Genomic DNA, 19,257 nt, shown 5'->3' with positions numbered 1-19,257 from the left:
TTGGGCTTTCTTGCAGACTATCTGTCTGATAGTACCAGAGATTCCTTTTAGCATCTCCAGACTTGAATTTGGCTCCTCCAACTGGACTCGAACCAGTGACATACAGATTAACAGTCCGCCGTTCTACCGACTGAACTATGGAGGAATCATTCCTGAGAACGAGGCGAATATTAGCGATGAACTGAAACACTGTCAACGCAAAAAGTCTTACAATTTTATTGTTTGCTCGTCATATGAGCATGTTGTGTTATAACTATGCTATTTTATTGAAATTGAGTACTTTTATTCATCATCGGTGGTGATGGTGTTTTGTCTGGTTGTTCAGAAAATGCCATTATGTAAACGTCATAAAAATATATTTCACCTTTCAGTTTCATAACACGTTTGATTTCATCTTTCATTGTTAACGGAACATGAGGATGAGAAAAGATCTCTTCGAGAGCATGGTCTGATATTTTTTCGCTGGCGAACCACTCACCGTTGTAGCATACCCGTAGATCAAGTACACCAATATCATCAAACCGATATACAGGTTTGATTTCAAATAGCAGAATAGTAGCCATAACAATGAAGAGTACAGTAAAGGCTAGCAGTGAAAATAAACCAAAGTATGGGGCGTACCAGATAAGCACAGCGAGAGACAGATAAGAGATGAGCATAGCCAGGAAAAGGTAAGGGTGGTTGCTGAGAAACTGGCTGTTAAAACGAGGTTTGCCATCACGCTGTTCTTCAATGTTAATTCGTTCAAGGTCCCGAATCAGTATCTGTTTAATGATATTCATATATTAACCTGAGTAGATGAAGGAAAAGTGGTATGTTTTCATAGTTATCGGTTCTTAAGGTTAGCATGAGGTAGATGATCTTACGTAGATCAGTTGTTTTACTTTAATCTATGATCTGTTATTGGCTAAGATTAATTCTAACGCTTTCATTAAGATAATGGTTGAATAAATCAAAAAAATTTATAACTAATTTGTTTTACTTGTTGTATTATTGTTCTAATAGTGAGCTTAAACGTGTTTTTTAAAACACGGATGCATAAAAAGGTTGCTATTCCTTTTCTATCATGCGTTAATGCTGCCGGCCTGATAAACAGACCTACTTTATGTACGACATCTTGAGTTAATGAGTTATGTGTAAGTGTTATCCTCAGATAGCCTTTGTTGACGCGTTTCCTTCTTAGTGCCTCCATAAGTAATAGCTGATAACTGGCCAATACATGCCCATGGTGGCAAAATTTTTTTGATATATAGGAAAGTCACAATGTCTGACAAAATGAAAGGTCAAGTGAAGTGGTTCAACGAGTCTAAAGGCTTCGGTTTCATCACCCCAGCTGACGGTAGCAAAGACGTATTCGTTCACTTCTCTGCCATTCAGGGTAACGGTTTCAAAACTTTGGCAGAAGGCCAGAACGTAGAATTCACCATTGAAAATGGTGCTAAAGGCCCAGCAGCTGCAAACGTAACTGCTATCTGATTGCCTGAATGATTTTCAAGTCCGTCACTATTTTAGTAGTGGCGGACTTTTTCTTTGTTGTTTTTCTTTGTTATAGTAATATTCCCTTTACTTATTAACTACCCCTGATTATACTTCATCCAAATTTCATTGGAGAAATTATCATTGGACAGTCAAAGTTTTCGATTAAATAAAAAATAACACGGCAAGCTGTTCATTTCCTCCCGATTTGCTGCTTGCCAAACAAGGCGGGCGGTACCACTCAAAATATCTGAGCTGTACTTACCTAAAAAGCATTGTTATTTGGTACTCGGTAGAGTAGCGAAGAATATTATATTGAGTTTTTATTATGCTGTTATACATTTACACCTTATTACCTCCAGGTATGTACAGAAAATAATGCTGAATTAAACATTCGGCACAAATTTCTGTGTGCAAAATAAATGCACATGATTATTTATCCATTTAATTATACCCAATGGATTTCAAGATGCATCGCGATGGCAAAGGAGCGAATCCCCGGGAGCATAGATAACACATAGATAACTATGTGACCGGGGTGAGTGAGTGCAGCCAACAAAGAGGCAACTTGAAAGATAACGGGTATATATGGAGAATGTCGTGTTAATAACTCCTTTTGTCTTCCATTTATTATCAGCTATGTGCTTTGGTGCATTAATTGGCGCAGAACGTCAATGGCGTCAGCGTATGGCAGGTTTAAGAACGAATGCATTAGTTGCGACTGGTGCTGCCGTTTTTATTCTTAGTTCGATAACAACTTCACCAGATAGTGCTGGTCGTATTGCTGCTCAGGTTGTTTCAGGTATTGGTTTCCTGGGCGCGGGTGTCATTATGCGAGAAGGTATGAATATCCGTGGGTTAAATACTGCTGCAACTTTATGGTGTTCTGCCGGAATTGGTGTGTTATGTGGTCTTGGGCAATATTGGCTGGCTGCAATAGCAACGGTTATTATTCTTTGCGCAAATATATTATTACGTGAAGCTGCTCAGCGTATTAATTTACAACCTAAACAACAGGTCACTGATTTGGCACGGTGTTATAGAATTCACGTGGTATGCGATAGTCATGACGGAATTCTGGTTAGAACTTTAGTGTTGCAAGCTCTAAATGGAGTGGCAGTGAGATTACAATCACTGAGTTTCATTGATATGATTCAACCTGAAAAACTCGAAGTGTGTATTGAAATATTAGCAACATCGACTGAGCAAAAAGAGATAGAAGCGATTGTTTGTCGCATGAGTCTGGAAAAGAGTGTTAGCTCAATAAACTGGAAAATTGCTTCTGAACTATAGGTCTGAAAATTATTGATATAAGGTAATAATAATTTAGTCTAAAAAAAGTGTCATTGTTGATGAATTGCCTTTTGTTATATGAAACAAATGGAGCGTTGCCTACTAAGTCTTTTCTCTGTTAGGCAACGCGTAATTAAGAAACTATTTGGAGCTTTTTCTCTAATAATAAGATGAATACCTCATCAGTAGGTTTTATTAAAATGTTGGTGATATTGGTAACAATCAAAGAAAGCAAATTTTATAGATGTCATCATCAGAGCGATTGTGGTTAGGTAATTTGTTAAAGTCTTGATAAGAATACCTTTCGAGCAAGCGGTGAAACCTGTGATCAAGCCAATAGTGGTTAAGTCATAGTATTGCAAATCCCAAGCCCAACCCCAACCCCAACCCTAAATACCTATCAAATATATTGTGTCAGGCAATATTATGTTCTTGCTACTTCTTGGGTGAAATATGAACAGTGATGCTGTCCAGTGGTTATTATTTTTATGGCTAAGTCTATTGATTGTTAGTGGTAGATTTCAGGCTAATTTTATCGTGGCGGTCGTTGATTATCAATTCGCTTTATACTGGAAATAATTTCGTATTGGTATTATTGATTGATGGTTTTACAAGAAAAGTGGGTAACGATGCAGTATTATTATGCCCGGGTACAGAAAAATTGATGAGTTGACATTTTATTTTGTTCGGTATTGGTTATCTATTCCAGTGCGGGATCTTTAGAGGAAATATCAATTAAGCTGCAAAGGTATAGTAGAGGAAATGATCTAAGTTTGTTCTTATATAAGAGTAAAATAGATAATAATTCTGCTTGATGGAGAACGCCGTGAAAAAATAATGGTACTAGCTAATGGTTACTATCAGACAAGATTTCAGAGTATTAATTTTTATCAGCTCGATATTTATCCTATGATAAAGTGGAAACATTTGTTGCTTTCTGATGAGAAAGATTGGCGATATTACAAGGGGAACGGATTTTTTTTGATCTGATAGAGAATAGAGTAGCCTCTGCTATTTCTGCATTAAGAGAGAATGGCGTAATAGCAAAAGTTCTTACCGAAGATAATTCTGCTATTACTGTCATAATTTGTCATGATCTAGGATTAGATGCCAAAGCTATTTTAACAACCTAACAAACTGAGCCGATGTGCGCTGAAACCCTGAAAAGTGAAATGGAATAAGATCGATATTTAACAAACTGCGTATTGTAAGAACCCTATGTTATAAAATAACAGGCATATAGTTAGTTTTTCTGGTGATGACGTTAATGACACTGAGGTATTGAGATACCCTGATGTTGGAGTTTTTGTTAGTACAAGTACAGATATATCAGAAAAAGCGATAGATATTACCTGATTTGATAAAAATTTGAGAGGATTAGATGAGCTGGATAGTTAAGGGAAGATAGACGAATAGAAATATCATCAACTACTTGAATATAACGGTAAGTTCAGACTTGGTAATGTTTTTTGCTGGTACCTTTATTCCATTTTTGTCAATGGGGAACATTCATTTACTAGTACAAGATCTAATGTATGATATTTCGTAGCCTTCTTTACCATTGAGATAAAATGCACTTGATAAAATTTTATAAATGAGATTCTAAAAATATTAGATGTTTGTGGTATTGATAAAAAGATTTTGTTTGATTTTCGTGATATAGATATATATGTTGATTTTATGCATTATTTAAGTAAAAAATGTTGTTTTTTGAGTTGCGATTCTACCAATCTAGTGTATTAAATGGTGATTTTTTCAAGAATTTACTGTTTATATATTGTGCATGAGAGGCGTGTCTTTTATCCAAACTGCAATGGAATTTCCAGTGTTATTGGTTACATAACTGATAATGATTCTCGATATCTATATTTCTTGCATCCTGTTTGTTGAACTAATGAGTATGGAGTTTTTGCCCTGAGAATATTTTCTGTGATGAGATGAGGCTGTAATCAGTTGCTGCATTATTTTCTATGTTTGATGAGCAGTTATAATTGTTTGAAAAATTATCATTACTATTTATATGGGAAAATAAATTTTTACTCAAAATCATATTTTTTCTCATCTTTTTTATAAAAATATCATGGTATTTTTATTAATAATGATTATTAACATTATTTCTCTGGTAAAGAATGGTATTGGGGTTTCTTATCATTCTATTACTGTTGGCTATTTTTGCAATAAATCTCAATTAACTATGTTATCCGTAATTATGATTTTAAAAAATGAAATCTATGATATCCATTAATAGCAACCTTATTTGTGTTTTTTACACGTATAAAAAATATTTTTGGGATGAGAGTCGTAAATATTATATGAAATAATGAAAAGTAGGAAAAATATCTTTTAGTATTTTATTTAATTTGTATCATAAGGACATGAATTCTGAAATGACTTATATTATTTATATGAAAATTAATGTATGAATTATATTTTTATTGAATTTTATAAAGAATGGTGATGCCATTTATGATTTTCATTTGATGAGGTTATATATTTATGTGGCTTGAAAATTTTTATTTCTATTATTATGTGTTTTAATAGCATTTTAAAATGGGCCATAGGCTAATAAATAATCGAAATTTATTTAAAATACCTAATGTTTTTAAAATATATATATAGATAATGTGTAAATTTAACTAATGAGTTATAATGAAAAATGAAAATTAAAGGTGAAAAGGGTAAAGTAATTAACAAAAGTATTTTGCATATAATGACATTAAAAAATATGATTTTTGATAAGTTTTTTTAATGATTTTTTCTGGTGATTGGACTGTAATGAAACAAAATGGATTGATTTTTGGGATTATCTCTATGCTAGATATTGGTTACTATGTCAGCAATGAAATGCTACTGTAGTTGTTTTTTTATTCATTATCTTACTGTATTTTATGCTATTTTTGTATGGTTAGTGTTATCTGTGAATGGTGGTACGCATTTTTAGTTAAGCCTTGAGGTTGAAAAAAGTACAAATCTAAACTAAAAGTGATCATACCAGCATCTTTTTTGTAACGAAATTTTACATAAATTTAATCAGTTTTATCGTGTAAATGGAGATGTCAGATCCCAGAATAAGATTATTGTTTACACTTGTTACCTGGAGATAAAACTGGCTTTTTTATCGATTGTTTGACTAAGGGTAGGATTTTTTATCGTTATTTTAAATTTATAAGTTTAATAGATCGTATAAAATCAAAAAATATATCTAATATTTTTATTTAGATAATTTAACTTATTAAAATTGGGATTTCGGATTTTATTTAATTGTTTGAATAGTTAATGAGCAATTCATCGATTAAATACATATTAAAAGACTTTATTTTTGTGAGTCATGTCACATAGTATTTAAAATGGCGGCCTCTTTCCGTTGTATAAGTTGATGATTCAGGAGTAAAGTTGTCTTGCATTAAGAATATTCTTAATCGACAGTAAAAAATGTTATATCAGGTAACGCAATAATACTTTTGCAACTCACTACCGTAATATTTTTGAAGTTGGACGAATCAAAAGTAATACAAAGGATGGTTACTACTCTGACTAAGCCTGTATATTTTAGTTATGTGAGAGATTATTAATCCCTAAGCTATTTTAGGAATTTTGTCACGAGTGGTTTTTCGAACACTAAACTGATTTTTTAATGTAATCGGACGGGATAGAGAAATGAGTACGGTTGAATTGCTCAAACATATTTATGACATAAATTTATCGTATCTGCTTTTAGCTCAGCGATTAATTAACCATGAAAAAGCATCAGCGATGTTCCGTTTAGGTATTAGCGATTCTATGGCTGATACGTTGTCTGAATTGACATTACCTCAGTTGGTAAAGCTCGCCGAGACTAATCAATTAGTCTGTAATTTCCGGTTCGAAAACAGTGAAACTATTCAGCAGCTTACCAGGGAATCTCGGGTAGATGATTTGCAACAAATACATACAGGCATTTTGTTATCTACTCATTTATTTCAGCAGTTATCTTCGAAAGACGATACTTCAGTGAAGAAAAGAGCATAGAGATGGCCGGGAAAAGTATAGTTCAAGAAGCGAAGGATATACAGCTTGCAATGGAACTCATCACTTTGGGCGCGCGGTTACAAATGCTTGAAAGTGAAACACAACTGAGCAGAGGGCGATTAATTAAGCTTTATAAAGAATTGAGAGGAAGTCCCCCGCCCAAAGGGATGCTGCCTTTTTCAACAGATTGGTTTATGACTTGGGAACAGAATATTCACTCATCAATGTTCTACAATGCTTATCGCTTTTTACTCAAGAGTGGTTATTGTGATGGTGTAGAGGCAGTTGTTAAAGCTTATCGGCTCTATCTTGAACAATGTCCTCCTATAGCAGGGGACGCACCTGTTTTGGCACTGACTCGTGCTTGGACTTTGGTACGTTTTGTGGACAGTGGTATGTTGCAACCTTCACAATGCCGTACTTGCGGAGGAACTTTTATTACCCATGCTCATCAACCTGTAAATAGCTTTGTTTGTAGCCTTTGCCAACCACCATCACGTGCAGTAAAAAAACGTAAACTTTCCTCTCAATCTGCCGATACTAATTCACAACTGCTGGATGGACTTGCTCAGCGCGCAATGTGAATTTAAATGGGAAATCATTCCTACAGGTTACGGATTTATACTTTTCTTCCTGTAACCTGGATTGAAATTGTCGCCATTCTGGATTCAAACTGTTCAACTTCCCATCCGCTCACCAACTTAGCTAAAGGATATCGCGTGTTAGTACTTTTAGGATATATCGTAGTTTTTGGTGCGGTAATCGGTGGTTACCTGATTGTAGGTGGTCATTTGGGCGCACTTTATCAACCCGCTGAATTTTTAATTATCACTGGTGCTGGTATCGGTGCTTTCATTGTTGGTAACAACGGAAAAGCGATTAAGGCAACATTGCGTGTTTTGCCAAAGATAATGCGTAGATCCAAATATAATAAAGCGATGTATATGGATCTGATGGCTTTGCTTTTCCGGTTGCTAGCAAAATCCCGCCAGCATGGTGTCTTGGCGTTAGAACGAGATATTGAACACCCTCAGCAGAGTGATATTTTCACCCAGTATCCGCGTTTGCTTAAGGATAAGCATTTGATGGATTTTATCACTGACTACATGCGGTTGATTGTAAGTGGCAATATGAATCCTCATGAAATTGAAGCTTTGATGGATGAAGAAATTGAAACTTATGAGCAGGAAAGTGAGATCCCAGCAACCAGTCTTATGATGGTTGGTGATTCACTTCCTGCTTTTGGTATTGTTGCTGCTGTTATGGGGGTTGTTAATGCTTTGGGTTCGGCAGATCGTCCGGCAGGAGAACTTGGTGCACTGATTGCCCATGCAATGGTTGGAACATTCCTTGGTATTTTGCTGGCATATGGCTTTATTTCTCCACTTGCAACACTGTTACGCCAGCGTAGTGGTGAGCACCTCAAAATGATGCAGTGCATTAAAGTAACGTTGTTATCAAGCCTGAATGGTTATGCTCCTCAAATTGCTGTTGAGTTCGGTCGTAAGACCTTATACCTCACAGATCGTCCTTCTTTCACTGAGTTGGAGGAACATGTTCGCCGGGTGAAAGTACCTGTCCAGCAAGAAGCTGAAGAACAAATATGAGGGCACGAAACGTCTCTGTCATTAGGGTAAAAAGACGTAAAAGAAATGACACCAAGCATCATGGTGGTTCATGGAAAATTGCATATGCTGACTTTATGACTGCCATGATGGCATTTTTTTTGGTTATGTGGCTGTTGGCAATTTCCAGTCCGCAGGAATTGACCCGCATTGCAGAATATTTCCGTACTCCATTGCAAGTTGCAATAAATAAAGGGGAACGTAGCAGCGATAGTTCTAATCCTATTCCTGGGGGAGGGCAGGATGTGCTTTATCAGGAAGGAGATATTCTTCGTCAGATTGAAGTTGTTGAAGCTAATGATGAAGCACGTAAGTTAAACAGACTGCGTGAGCAACTCGATCAGTTAATTATTACTGACCCCCGCCTTAAAGCATTACGTCCACACTTGTTAATCGACATGATGGATGAAGGATTACGTATCCAGATTATTGACCGGGAAAATCGGCCAATGTTTATGGTTGGTAGTGCAAAAGTTGAAAGTTATATGAGAGATATTTTGCGGGCTATCGCGCCAATCCTGAACGAGATTCCAAATAAAATCAGCCTGTCCGGTCATACGGATGACTTGAAGTATGCTAATGGTGAGCGTGGCTACAGTAACTGGGAACTGTCCGTAGATCGTGCGAATGCCTCCCGAAGAGAATTGTTGATAGGTGGATTGGATGAAGGAAAGATACTGCGAGTGGTCGGTATGGCTTCAACTGTTCGTCTGAAACAGGAAGATGCTAGCTCACCAGTTAACCGTCGCATAAGTATTTTGGTGCTCAATAAGCAAGAGGAAGAGCGGATTGAACAGCAAAACACTGGTAGCAACTCGTTGATTATTAATGATAGTAAGGAAGTTCACGAGGCGATTGGAAAGGATTTAGCTGAGAGTGAGTCATCACAACAATCCAAAGAAATCACAATATCAGCTCAACCAGTATCACCGAATGCTGAGCCTAACCGTGATACTGACTAAGGTGACAAAGTAACAATGGATATTACCGAGTTTTATCAGACCTTTTTTGATGAAGCAGACGAATTGCTTGAGGATATGGAGCAGCATTTATTGCAGCTCGATCCAGATGCGCCAGATCAAGAACAGTTGAATGCTATTTTTCGTAGTGCGCACTCAATAAAAGGCGGGGCTGCGACTTTTGGTTTTATCAAGCTACAGCAAACTACGCATGTTCTGGAAAATTTGTTAGACAGTGCCAGACGAGATGAAATGAGTCTGACAACTGACATTATCAACTTATTTTTGGAAGCGAAAGATATTATGCAGCAACAGTTGGATGCCTATAAAAGTTCTCAGGAACCGGATGAAAGTGCTTTTACCTACATCTGTGAGACATTGCGCCAGCTTGCATTAGAAGTACAAAAAGGCAATGAAGGTGAGGTTGAGTCCGCTGTACCGGTGGCGCCATCACAGCTACCTGGACCCAAACCAGAATTAAAACCAGAATCTGATGCGACCAAAAACCAACAAGGTAGAGTCCGGGTTCATCTTTCTGGTCTAAAAGAGCGCGAAGTCTCTTTAATGCTCGATGAACTGGGTAATCTGGGTGAGGTTTATGATGCGGAACAGACTACAGATAGCGTTGAAGCGTCGTTGGTAACATCAGCCACAGAGGACGACATTACGGCAGTGCTCTGTTTTGTGATTGAGCCGGAGCAGATAACTTTCTTGCCGGTAATTGAATCAAAAGATGAAGCTAGAAACAAAGATACAGCTAAAATCAAATCCACTGTGCCGGAAAAAAGCTCCACACCACCTGTCGGACGTCCGGCACCCATGCCACAGGCCGGCTCACCACGTCAACGAGCTGAATCTTCTAGCATCCGGGTTGCGGTTGAGAAAGTTGATCAGCTTATAAATTTGGTCGGTGAATTAGTTATTACACAATCTATGCTGGCACAGCATTGCAACGATCTTGAACCGACTTCATATGGCGATTTACTAAATTGTATGATTCAGTTACAGCGAAACTCCAGAGACTTGCAAGAATCTGTTATGTCTATTCGTATGATGCCAATGGAATATGTGTTCAGCCGTTACCCGCGTTTAGTCAGGGATCTTGCTGGCAAACTGAATAAAAAAGTGGATTTGACTTTGGTTGGTAGTTCTACTGAACTGGATAAGAGTTTAATCGAGCGTATTATTGATCCGCTGACTCACTTGGTCCGTAACAGCCTTGATCATGGTATTGAAGAACCTGAAATTCGACTCGCTTCAGGCAAGCCTGAAACGGGTAAGTTGACCCTCTCAGCTGAGCATCAAGGCGGAAATATCTGTATCGAAGTTGTTGATGATGGTGCAGGTTTGAATCGTGAAAAGATTTTGGCTAAAGCAATGTCACAAGGGTTGTCAGTCAGTGAAAACATGAGTAACGAAGAGGTTGCTATGTTGATTTTCGCTCCCGGTTTCTCCACTGCTGAAGTGGTGACAGATGTGTCTGGTCGCGGCGTGGGCATGGACGTAGTTAAGCGAAATATTCAGGAAATGGGAGGACAAATCCAGATTAGTTTCCAAGCCGGTAAAGGGACAGTTACACGGATTTTGTTACCTCTGACATTGGCAATCCTTGACGGTATGTCAGTGAAAGTTAATGAAGAAGTGTTTATTTTGCCATTAAGTGCAGTAGTGAGTTCTCTCCAGCCACAGGAAGAAGATATTTATCCATTGGCTGGTGATGAAAAATTACTGCATGTTAGAGGCGAATATTTGCCACTGATCAAGTTATACCGAGTCTTTGATATTCCTGATGCAAAAATAGATCCGACTAAAGGGATTGTTGTGATTGTACAAAGTGCTGGCCGGCGTTATGCCTTACTGGTTGACCAGTTAGTTGGACAGCATCAGGTAGTTGTGAAAAATATCGAAAGTAACTACCGCAAAATACCGGGGATCTCCGCTGCCACAATTATGGGAGATGGCAGTGTAGCACTGATTATTGATGTTGCTGCATTGCAGCAACTCAACCATGACCAATTGGCAATCAGCAAAGCTGAATTATCAGAAAAAAATAAGCACTGAGTGGGGCTTGTCTCCATAGAAAAATAGTCAATCTCACAGTAAAAGGTAAGATCATGTCGGCCATAGAAGCTTTTAATAAATTGTCAGGAGAAACTGCTGGAGAAGGATATCTGGTTTTTACCTTGGGTGATGAAGAGTACGGTATTGAAATACTCAAAGTGCAGGAGATCCGTGGTTATGATCAGGTCACTCGTATCGCGAATACGCCTGCGTTCATTAAAGGAATAACCAATCTGCGCGGTGTTATCGTTCCTATTATTGATCTGAGAATTAAATTTGCTCAGGAAACGGTTACCTATAATGATAATACCGTTGTGATTGTTTTGAATCTGTTAAACCGCGTAGTTGGCATTGTTGTTGATGGTGTTTCAGATGTCTTATCGCTCAAAGCTGAACAAATATGTCCGGCTCCAGAATTTGCCGTGACATTGTCTACTGAGTATTTGACTGGATTGGGTTCACTTGATGATCGCATGCTGATTCTGGTGGATATTGAGAAGTTGCTTAACAGTGAAGAGATGGCTCTGGTAGATTCAGTGGCTAAAAATTAGTTGTCAAACTTATACCCAATAGATTTCAAGATGCATTGCGACGGCAAGGGAGCGAATCCCCGGGAGCATATACCCAATAGATTTCAAGTTGCAGTGCGGCGGCAAGAGAACGCATCCCCAGGAGCATAGATAACTATGTGACTGGATAACTATGTGACTGGGGTAAGTGAACGCAGCCAACAAAGCAGCAGCTTGAAAGATGAAGGGTATAGATAATTATGTGACCAGGGTGAGTGAGTGGTGCAGCCAACAAAGAGGCAACTTGAAAGATAACGGGTATATAGCTGCCACCATAGATAGATGGCAGCTATTTTTCTTTTTATCCTCCTCCAATGACTGCCATAAAAAATATTCAAATTTCTTTTATTCAATCAGTAAAGTTCCGTTTAGTTATGCCGATAACAGAGCCATGCCGATCTATTGTTAAAAAGGGAAAACATGTTTAACCGAATGAAAATAGTGACTGGATTGATGACGGTCATCATATTGTTTGGTGCTTTGCAATTTATATCCGGAGGGCTTTTCTTCCATGAGTTGAAAGGTAACAAAGAAAATCTAGAAACACTGGATAAGATGCGTGAGCAGCAGACATTTTTGAATGAGACTTGGGTTAATTTATTACAGGCTCGTAACAGTCTGAACCGTGCTGGCATTCGGTACATGATGAAGGGTGAAGGTGTTGATAACTATTACACGTTGGAACAGTTGCTGACTGATGCCAGAAGTAATCTTTCTATCGCAGAACAGCGCTTTGAGCAGTATGAACAAACTGCTAAATTGCCTATTCATGAATCAGAAAGCCTTAATCGTCTAAAAAAAGCTTATGATGTTTATATTTCGGCACTTCATGAGCTCATTGTCCTGATTGAACATGATCGGGCTGTCGAATTTTTCAATCAGCCAACTGGCAAATATCAGAGTGCTTTTGAGGAAGAATATAATTTCTATTTAACTCAAAACGACCATCTCTATTCCGATGTTGTATTTGATGCGGGCATATCCTACAGAAATGCAATGATTATGTTGGGTATTATCATGCTGATTCTGGTATCGGCCATGATTTTCAGTTGGGTGAGCATCAAGCATAGTTTGCTGAATCCATTAAATAAATTGCTGGAGAATATCAAGGCGCTTTCTACTGGTGATTTGACACAGAATATTACGGTTTCAGGCAGAAATGAGATGAGTATGTTATCTGTTGGCCTGAAGCATATGCAGAAAGAGTTCATCAATACTGTTAGTAGTGTTCGTCAGAGCAGTGAAAATATTTATGATGGGACCAGCGAAATTGCTGCCGGAAATAATGATCTTTCTTCACGCACTGAAGAGCAGGTTGCTTCTTTGGAAGAAACGGCGGCAAGTATGGAACAACTGACAGCCACAGTAAAACAGAATGCTGAAAATGCTCGTCAGGCAAGTAACCTAGCTGATAGTGCTTCTGAGATTGCCCGTCAGGGCGGGAAAGTCGTAGCGAATGTTGTGCAGACAATGCATGAAATTGCGGGTAGTTCACAGAAAATTTCTGATATTACCAGCGTTATTGATGCCATTGCGTTCCAGACTAACATTCTGGCGCTTAATGCTGCGGTAGAAGCAGCGCGTGCGGGTGAACATGGACGAGGTTTTGCGGTTGTTGCGGGGGAAGTTCGTAACCTCGCACAACGTAGCGCTGAAGCAGCAAAAGAGATTAAGGCATTAATAGAAGATTCAGTTAGCCGTGCGGATACGGGGTCTGTTCTGGTTGAGAGCGCCGGTGAAACAATGAACAATATTGTCAGCTCAGTAACCCGCGTAACTGACATTATGGGTGAAATTGCCTCTGCTTCAGATGAACAAAGCAGAGGGATAACTCAGGTTGGTTTGGCTATTTCTGAAATGGATCGTGTAACACAGCAAAATGCTTCTTTAGTTGAGCAGTCAGCAGCAGCAGCAGCAGCACTGGAAGATCAAGCCGCTGGATTGAAGAAGCTGGTTTCTCTATTCCAATTACCGAATCTTGACGGTAAACCTCAGCCTGAAACAAAAACTGAACATTTACCTGTGGTTAAAACTCTTCCTGTTAAATCGAATTCACCTGTATTGAAGAAAGTTAGTAACGTGGAAGAACAGTCTAATTGGGAAACATTTTAAAACACTAAGCGATAACCACGGCTGCATATGCAGCCGTTAACAGAGGTGATTACATGTTAGGGCTAGGCAGGCTTCGTATATCAACCAGTTTATATCTGTTACTGATGATGTTTTGTTTAATGCAGATAATCTCAAGTGGTTTATCTCTTAGAATAATTCACACAGATCAGTCTTATATCGAACGGATTGATCTGGGAACACAAAAAAGAGATTCGTTAGGGTTGAGCTGGGCAGCTTTGCTGCAATCGCGTAATACACTTAATAGAATCGCCGTAGGAAAAACGCTACAGCAATCTGAGGATCATATTAGCGGTATGGTCGCTAATGTCAGAGAAACGCTGGATAAGGCTGAGATGCATTTTGCAGCGTTTATCTCTTTGCCTAAATTAAGTGAGGAAGATGGCAGCAGTGTCTTACTGGCATCAGTGGAAACCAGTTACAAGGAATATATAAAAGCACTTAGAGAGCTCTCGGTTTTCTTAGAAGAGGGTAATTATGATGCTTTTTTAGACCAGCCGACTGAAAAATATCAGCAGCAACTGGAATCTGATTTCAACCATTATATGCAGTACATTGGCGAGGAGATTACCACTGCCGTTCAAGATGGTCGATTTTATTATCAGATTGCAACTGCCATGTTCGCAGGCGCGATCCTGATGGTATTGGTAGTTGCCTGGGCTGCTCATTGGTGGCTAAAAAGAAATCTTCTCAGACCATTCGCTAATATGCGTAGTCACTTCCAGCTTGTTGCAGAAGGGAAGTTAAACAAAGAAGTTGCTGTTTTCACTAATGATGAAATTGGTGAAGTGTTTCTCAAGTTGCGTGATATGCAGCGTTCACTGGTTAATTCTATTACCTTGATTAAAGAGAATACTAACCTGATGTATAGCGGTATTCAGGAAATTACTCAGGGTAATACGGATCTCTCTTCCCGCACTGAAGAACAAGCTGCATCTCTGGAAGAAACAGCGGCCAGTATGGAACAATTGACTGCAACAGTAAAACAAAATGCTGAAAATGCGCGTCAGGCTAGTGAATTGGCAGTATCTGCATCGAAAACAGCCTCTAAAGGTGGTGAACTGACAACGGGGGTTGTAGAAACGATGGATGCAATTGCTAACAGTTCACAGAAAATCAGTGCAATTATCAGCGTTATTGATGGCATTGCATTCCAAACCAACATCCTGGCACTTAATGCGGCAGTAGAAGCTGCGCGGGCGGGTGAACAAGGCCGTGGTTTCTCCGTTGTTGCTGGAGAAGTTAGGGATCTTGCGCAGCGAAGTGCTGAAGCAGCAAAAGAGATCAAGACATTAATTAGTGAATCAGTTCAGCGGGTAAGCCAAGGTTCCGAATTGGTTAGCCACGCAGGGAAGACCATGAATGAATTGGTGACTTCTGTAAATCAGGTTACAGATCTCATGGCCGAAATTGCTGCGGCCTCCGATGAACAAAGTCGGGGTATTCATCAAGTGGCACAAGCTGTTACGCAGATGGATCAGGTTACTCAGCAGAATGCCGCATTGGTTGAACAGTCTGCGGCGGCAGCAGCGGCACTTGAAGATCAAGCGGATATTCTGGTGAAAACCGTAGCGCAATTTGAATTACCAAATAATTCAGAAAATAAGCTTGAAAATGAACTTTCACCTACGCTGAGGTCTGCGGATAGCGAAGGGGCAGTCAGTCAGACTCGCTGAGGCCAGATGAAATCAAATTTAATTGCTTCAGCTACAAGCTTGCCGTCTCCACCGCTGAATCACATGATTCAGCGCTATACCATGTCAGATGTGCATTTTGAGCGCATCTGTCAGTTTATATATCAACGTGCTGGTATTGTGCTTGCTGCACATAAACGGGAGATGGTTTACAACCGTTTAATTCGGCGTTTACGTACTCTTGGTATCCGTGATTTTGGTCAATACCTGTTCATTCTTGAAAATGATATTGATAGTGATGAATGGCAGGAGTTTATCAATGCATTGACGACTAACCTGACGGCTTTTTTCAGAGAAGCTCATCATTTCCCTCTGTTATCTAAGCATGCGAGTAAGAAAAATGGATCGTACCGGGTGTGGAGTGCGGCAGCATCTACAGGGGAAGAGCCGTACTCAATTGCAATGACACTGAGTGATGTATTGGGGCATCGTTTTCATCGGGTAAAGATTATTGCCAGTGATATTGATACCAATGTACTGGAGAAAGCGCGTAAAGGTGTTTATCGTCTGGATGAATTGCGTCAGCTGACAGATCAACAGAGGAAACGCTACTTTTTTAAAGGTACTGGTGCTTATGAAGGTTATGCCCGTGTCCGGCCTCAGATTGCTGACATGGTAACATTCCAACACCTCAATTTGTTGGATGCTAGTTGGCCGCTCGAAGGTAAGTTTGATGCTATATTTTGTCGTAACGTAATGATTTATTTTGATAAAAAGACGCAGGAACGGATACTACGTCATTTTGTTACTTTATTAAAACCCGATGGATTGCTCTTTGCCGGGCATTCCGAGAATGTCACTCAAATCAGCCGGGAATTCTACTTGCAAGGACAGACCGTTTACGGTGTAGCCCAGGCAAGGAGAGGTCATGAATAAAATTAGTGTTCTTTGTGTCGATGATTCAGCGCTTATGCGGCAAATCATGCGAGAGATCATCAATAGTCATCCGGATATGGAAGTAGTGGCTTGTGCGCCAGATCCATTGGTGGCTCGAGATCTCATTAAAAAACATAACCCACAGGTATTAACGCTGGATGTTGAAATGCCACGCATGGATGGCATTGATTTTCTTGAAAAATTAATGCGCTTACGACCGATGCCTGTGGTTATGATTTCTTCTCTAACAGCTAAAGGTTCTGAAATCACATTAAGAGCATTGGAACTTGGCGCTGTTGATTTTGTAACCAAACCTCAATTGGGTATTCGTGAAGGGATGCTGGCTTACAGTGAACTTATTGCAGAAAAAGTGCGGACAGCAGCCCAGGCTAAATTATCTACGCAAATAACCACACCGGTAGATTTTGCTCCTTTGAGTTTTAAGCCTCTGTTATCCAGTGAAAAACTGATTGCAGTCGGGGCTTCTACTGGGGGAACGGAAGCAATAAAGAGTTTGTTGCAACCATTGCCTGTAACCAGCCCAGCACTGCTAATTACTCAACATATGCCACCTGGTTTTACCCGCTCTTTTGCTGAACGGCTGAATAAACTTAGCCAAATTACAGTAAAAGAAGCCGAAAACGGCGAGCGAATTTTGCCAGGCCATGCGTACATTGCTCCGGGTGATCGCCATATGGAACTATGCCGCAATGGTGCTGATTATCAGGTTTTGATAACTGATGCACCGGCGGTTAATCGTCATCGTCCGTCTGTGGATGTATTGTTCCGATCAGTCGCTAAATTTGCTGGAAGGAATGCTGTTGGTGTACTACTGACAGGAATGGGCAGTGATGGCGCAGCGGGATTGCTGGAAATGAAGCAAGCCGGAGCGTACACGTTAGCCCAGGATGAAGCAAGTTGTGTTGTATTTGGTATGCCCAGAGCGGCAATACAAATGGGGGCTGTGGATGAGGTTATGGATATACTCAAAATGAGCAAGAGAATGCTGGCAAAAATAAGCTCGGGGCAGGCTGTTCGTATTTAACGGCAGTTGGATAAATTTAATTTTTTAAGCAGCTCTGTGCTGACTAGTAAATAATTTCAAGGAGTTTTTATGGCGAATAAGGATCTTAGATTTCTGGTGGTTGATGATTTTTCAACCATGCGGCGCATTGTTCGTAACCTGCTGAAAGAGCTGGGTTTCAACAATGTAGAAGAAGCTCAGGATGGAGCAGAAGCTCTGACTAAGATTCGTTCATCCCAATTTGATTTCATTATCTCTGACTGGAATATGCCTAATATGGATGGTCTGGAGTTGTTAAAAATCATTCGTGAAGATGCACAATTATCCAAAATACCCGTTTTGATGGTGACAGCAGAAGCGAAGAAAGAAAACATTATTGCAGCTGCGCAGGCCGGGGCTAGTGGTTATGTTGTTAAACCTTTTACAGCTGCCACTCTGGAAGAGAAGCTTAATAAAATTTTCGAAAAATTGGGCCTCTAAGGAGACATAATGAGTGTAAATCCAGTCATGCCGAGGGATGAGACCATTACTGCCAGTGAGATTATCAGCCGTATCGGCCAACTTACGCGGATGTTGCGTGATAGTTTACGTGAGCTAGGGTTGGATCAAACTATCGCTCAGGCGGCTGAGGCGATACCTGATGCGAGAGAACGCCTGGACTATGTTGTTCAGATGACTGCGCAGGCAGCCGAAAGAGCGCTGAATTGTGTTGAGGCGGCGCAACCTCGTCAGAATGAGTTGGAATCATCGGCAATATCACTGACAAAACGCTGGGATGAATGGTTTGCAAATCCAGTTGAAATGCCTGTGGCGCGCTCATTGGTTGTGGATACCCGAAATTACCTCAATACAGTACCTGATCATACTGCTTTTACTAACGCTCAACTGATGGAGATCATGATGGCACAAGATTTTCAAGATCTTACTGGTCAGGTTATCAAGCGGATGATGGATGTTATTCAGGAAATAGAAAAACAGCTGGTGATGGTATTGATGGAAAACATGCCGGCTGATCAGATGGTGAAAACCAAGAAAGAGACTGATAGTTTGCTAAATGGCCCGCAAGTGAATCAAAATGGCGTGGGTGTTATTGCTAATCAGGCTCAGGTTGATGATCTACTGGATAGCTTAGGTTTCTGAATAAAAGTGGCGGGCTAAGCCTGCCACTCAGAATTAAAAATTTTTCGGAAATATGATTGGTGGTATTGAGCGACATTAATCTTATTCTCCCTGATGGGATAAAATAGAACGGTTGGGGTTATCTTTTGGCAATTGTTGCTAAAGGTGAAACAATTTATGGCCGCCGTTTCACTTCTGCCTGGCAGCCAGACTAGTAAAACAAGAGAGTAGCGATAATATGTATAAATGAATTGTTGATTTTGTAAATATCCATCAGTTTTTGCCATCCTCAGAAGGAAATGTGGATTCAATCTTTCATGCTACTCTGGTACTCAGCATAGATCAAAATCGGGTCTGATTGGACCCGGAATAAAACGGTCAGGCTATTGTGATCAAATGCTCAAATTCGGCAGAAAAATAAGT

General features: G+C 39.6%; 16 protein-coding genes and 1 tRNA gene. 15 read left to right on the top strand and 2 right to left on the bottom strand.

From position 1 onward, the window contains the following. Window positions 1–69: 69 nt before the first annotated feature. A tRNA-Asn gene (locus EAE89_RS12845) sits at window positions 70–145 on the bottom strand. 118 nt (window positions 146–263) lie between these two features. Next, window positions 264–782, bottom strand: coding sequence for a YlaC family protein (locus EAE89_RS12840; protein WP_054475703.1), 519 nt, complete (start codon window positions 780–782; stop codon window positions 264–266). A gap of 481 nt (window positions 783–1,263) precedes the next feature. On the opposite strand from EAE89_RS12840, the gene cspE reads away from it, so the two are divergent. From cspE to cheZ, 15 genes are all read left to right on the top strand, one after another. Next, a complete protein-coding gene (cspE, locus tag EAE89_RS12835; RefSeq protein ID WP_010847246.1) occupies window positions 1,264–1,476 on the top strand; it encodes a transcription antiterminator/RNA stability regulator CspE in 213 nt (70 codons plus the stop codon). 600 nt (window positions 1,477–2,076) lie between these two features. Beyond that, on the top strand, window positions 2,077–2,769 hold the full coding sequence (locus EAE89_RS12830) for an MgtC family protein (RefSeq protein WP_054475702.1): 693 nt from the start codon (window positions 2,077–2,079) through the stop codon (window positions 2,767–2,769). Window positions 2,770–3,719: 950 nt separating this feature from the next. Then, window positions 3,720–3,902, top strand: coding sequence for a hypothetical protein (locus EAE89_RS12825; RefSeq protein ID WP_152911958.1), 183 nt, complete (start codon window positions 3,720–3,722; stop codon window positions 3,900–3,902). 2,524 nt (window positions 3,903–6,426) lie between these two features. Beyond that, complete coding sequence (gene flhD, locus EAE89_RS12820) at window positions 6,427–6,777, top strand: flagellar transcriptional regulator FlhD (protein WP_054475700.1); 351 nt, start codon at window positions 6,427–6,429, stop codon at window positions 6,775–6,777. A gap of 2 nt (window positions 6,778–6,779) precedes the next feature. Next, the gene (gene flhC, locus EAE89_RS12815; protein ID WP_054475697.1) at window positions 6,780–7,361 is read left to right on the top strand and encodes a flagellar transcriptional regulator FlhC; all 582 of its coding nucleotides are present in this window, start codon (window positions 6,780–6,782) and stop codon (window positions 7,359–7,361) included. A gap of 135 nt (window positions 7,362–7,496) precedes the next feature. Beyond that, entirely contained in the window at window positions 7,497–8,384 is an 888-nt protein-coding gene (gene motA, locus EAE89_RS12810) for a flagellar motor stator protein MotA (RefSeq protein ID WP_054475848.1), read from the top strand. Further along, window positions 8,381–9,364, top strand: coding sequence for a flagellar motor protein MotB (motB, locus tag EAE89_RS12805; RefSeq protein WP_054475695.1), 984 nt, complete (start codon window positions 8,381–8,383; stop codon window positions 9,362–9,364). Before motA ends, motB begins: the two co-directional genes overlap by 4 nt. A gap of 15 nt (window positions 9,365–9,379) precedes the next feature. Next, window positions 9,380–11,422: a chemotaxis protein CheA gene (cheA, locus tag EAE89_RS12800; RefSeq protein ID WP_054475694.1), complete on the top strand. Its 2,043-nt coding sequence runs from the start codon at window positions 9,380–9,382 to the stop codon at window positions 11,420–11,422. A 53-nt stretch (window positions 11,423–11,475) separates the two neighbouring features. After that, the gene (cheW, locus tag EAE89_RS12795) at window positions 11,476–11,973 is read left to right on the top strand and encodes a chemotaxis protein CheW (RefSeq protein WP_015834820.1); all 498 of its coding nucleotides are present in this window, start codon (window positions 11,476–11,478) and stop codon (window positions 11,971–11,973) included. Window positions 11,974–12,411: 438 nt separating this feature from the next. Next, window positions 12,412–14,103 carry a methyl-accepting chemotaxis protein gene (locus EAE89_RS12790; protein WP_054475692.1) on the top strand — a complete coding sequence of 564 codons (1,692 nt, stop codon included), beginning with the start codon at window positions 12,412–12,414 and terminating at the stop codon, window positions 14,101–14,103. A 53-nt stretch (window positions 14,104–14,156) separates the two neighbouring features. Beyond that, complete coding sequence (locus tag EAE89_RS12785; protein ID WP_054475690.1) at window positions 14,157–15,797, top strand: methyl-accepting chemotaxis protein; 1,641 nt, start codon at window positions 14,157–14,159, stop codon at window positions 15,795–15,797. A 6-nt stretch (window positions 15,798–15,803) separates the two neighbouring features. Next, window positions 15,804–16,691 (top strand): protein-glutamate O-methyltransferase CheR, encoded by an 888-nt coding sequence (cheR, locus tag EAE89_RS12780; RefSeq protein ID WP_054475689.1) that lies wholly within the window; start codon window positions 15,804–15,806, stop codon window positions 16,689–16,691. Next, window positions 16,684–17,736, top strand: coding sequence for a protein-glutamate methylesterase/protein-glutamine glutaminase (locus EAE89_RS12775; protein ID WP_054475687.1), 1,053 nt, complete (start codon window positions 16,684–16,686; stop codon window positions 17,734–17,736). The genes cheR and EAE89_RS12775 overlap by 8 nt, the downstream gene beginning before the upstream one ends. Before the next feature lie 69 nt (window positions 17,737–17,805). Beyond that, window positions 17,806–18,195 (top strand): chemotaxis response regulator CheY, encoded by a 390-nt coding sequence (cheY, locus tag EAE89_RS12770; RefSeq protein WP_054475685.1) that lies wholly within the window; start codon window positions 17,806–17,808, stop codon window positions 18,193–18,195. Between the two features lie 9 nt (window positions 18,196–18,204). Further along, the gene (gene cheZ, locus EAE89_RS12765; protein WP_054475684.1) at window positions 18,205–18,855 is read left to right on the top strand and encodes a protein phosphatase CheZ; all 651 of its coding nucleotides are present in this window, start codon (window positions 18,205–18,207) and stop codon (window positions 18,853–18,855) included. The last annotated feature ends 402 nt before the right edge of the window (window positions 18,856–19,257 follow it).

It is taken from the genome of Photorhabdus heterorhabditis (assembly GCF_018448905.1).
Classification (GTDB): domain Bacteria; phylum Pseudomonadota; class Gammaproteobacteria; order Enterobacterales; family Enterobacteriaceae; genus Photorhabdus; species Photorhabdus heterorhabditis.
The sequence above is the reverse complement of the archived record's forward strand: the minus strand, read 5'-3'. Positions and strand labels throughout refer to the sequence as shown.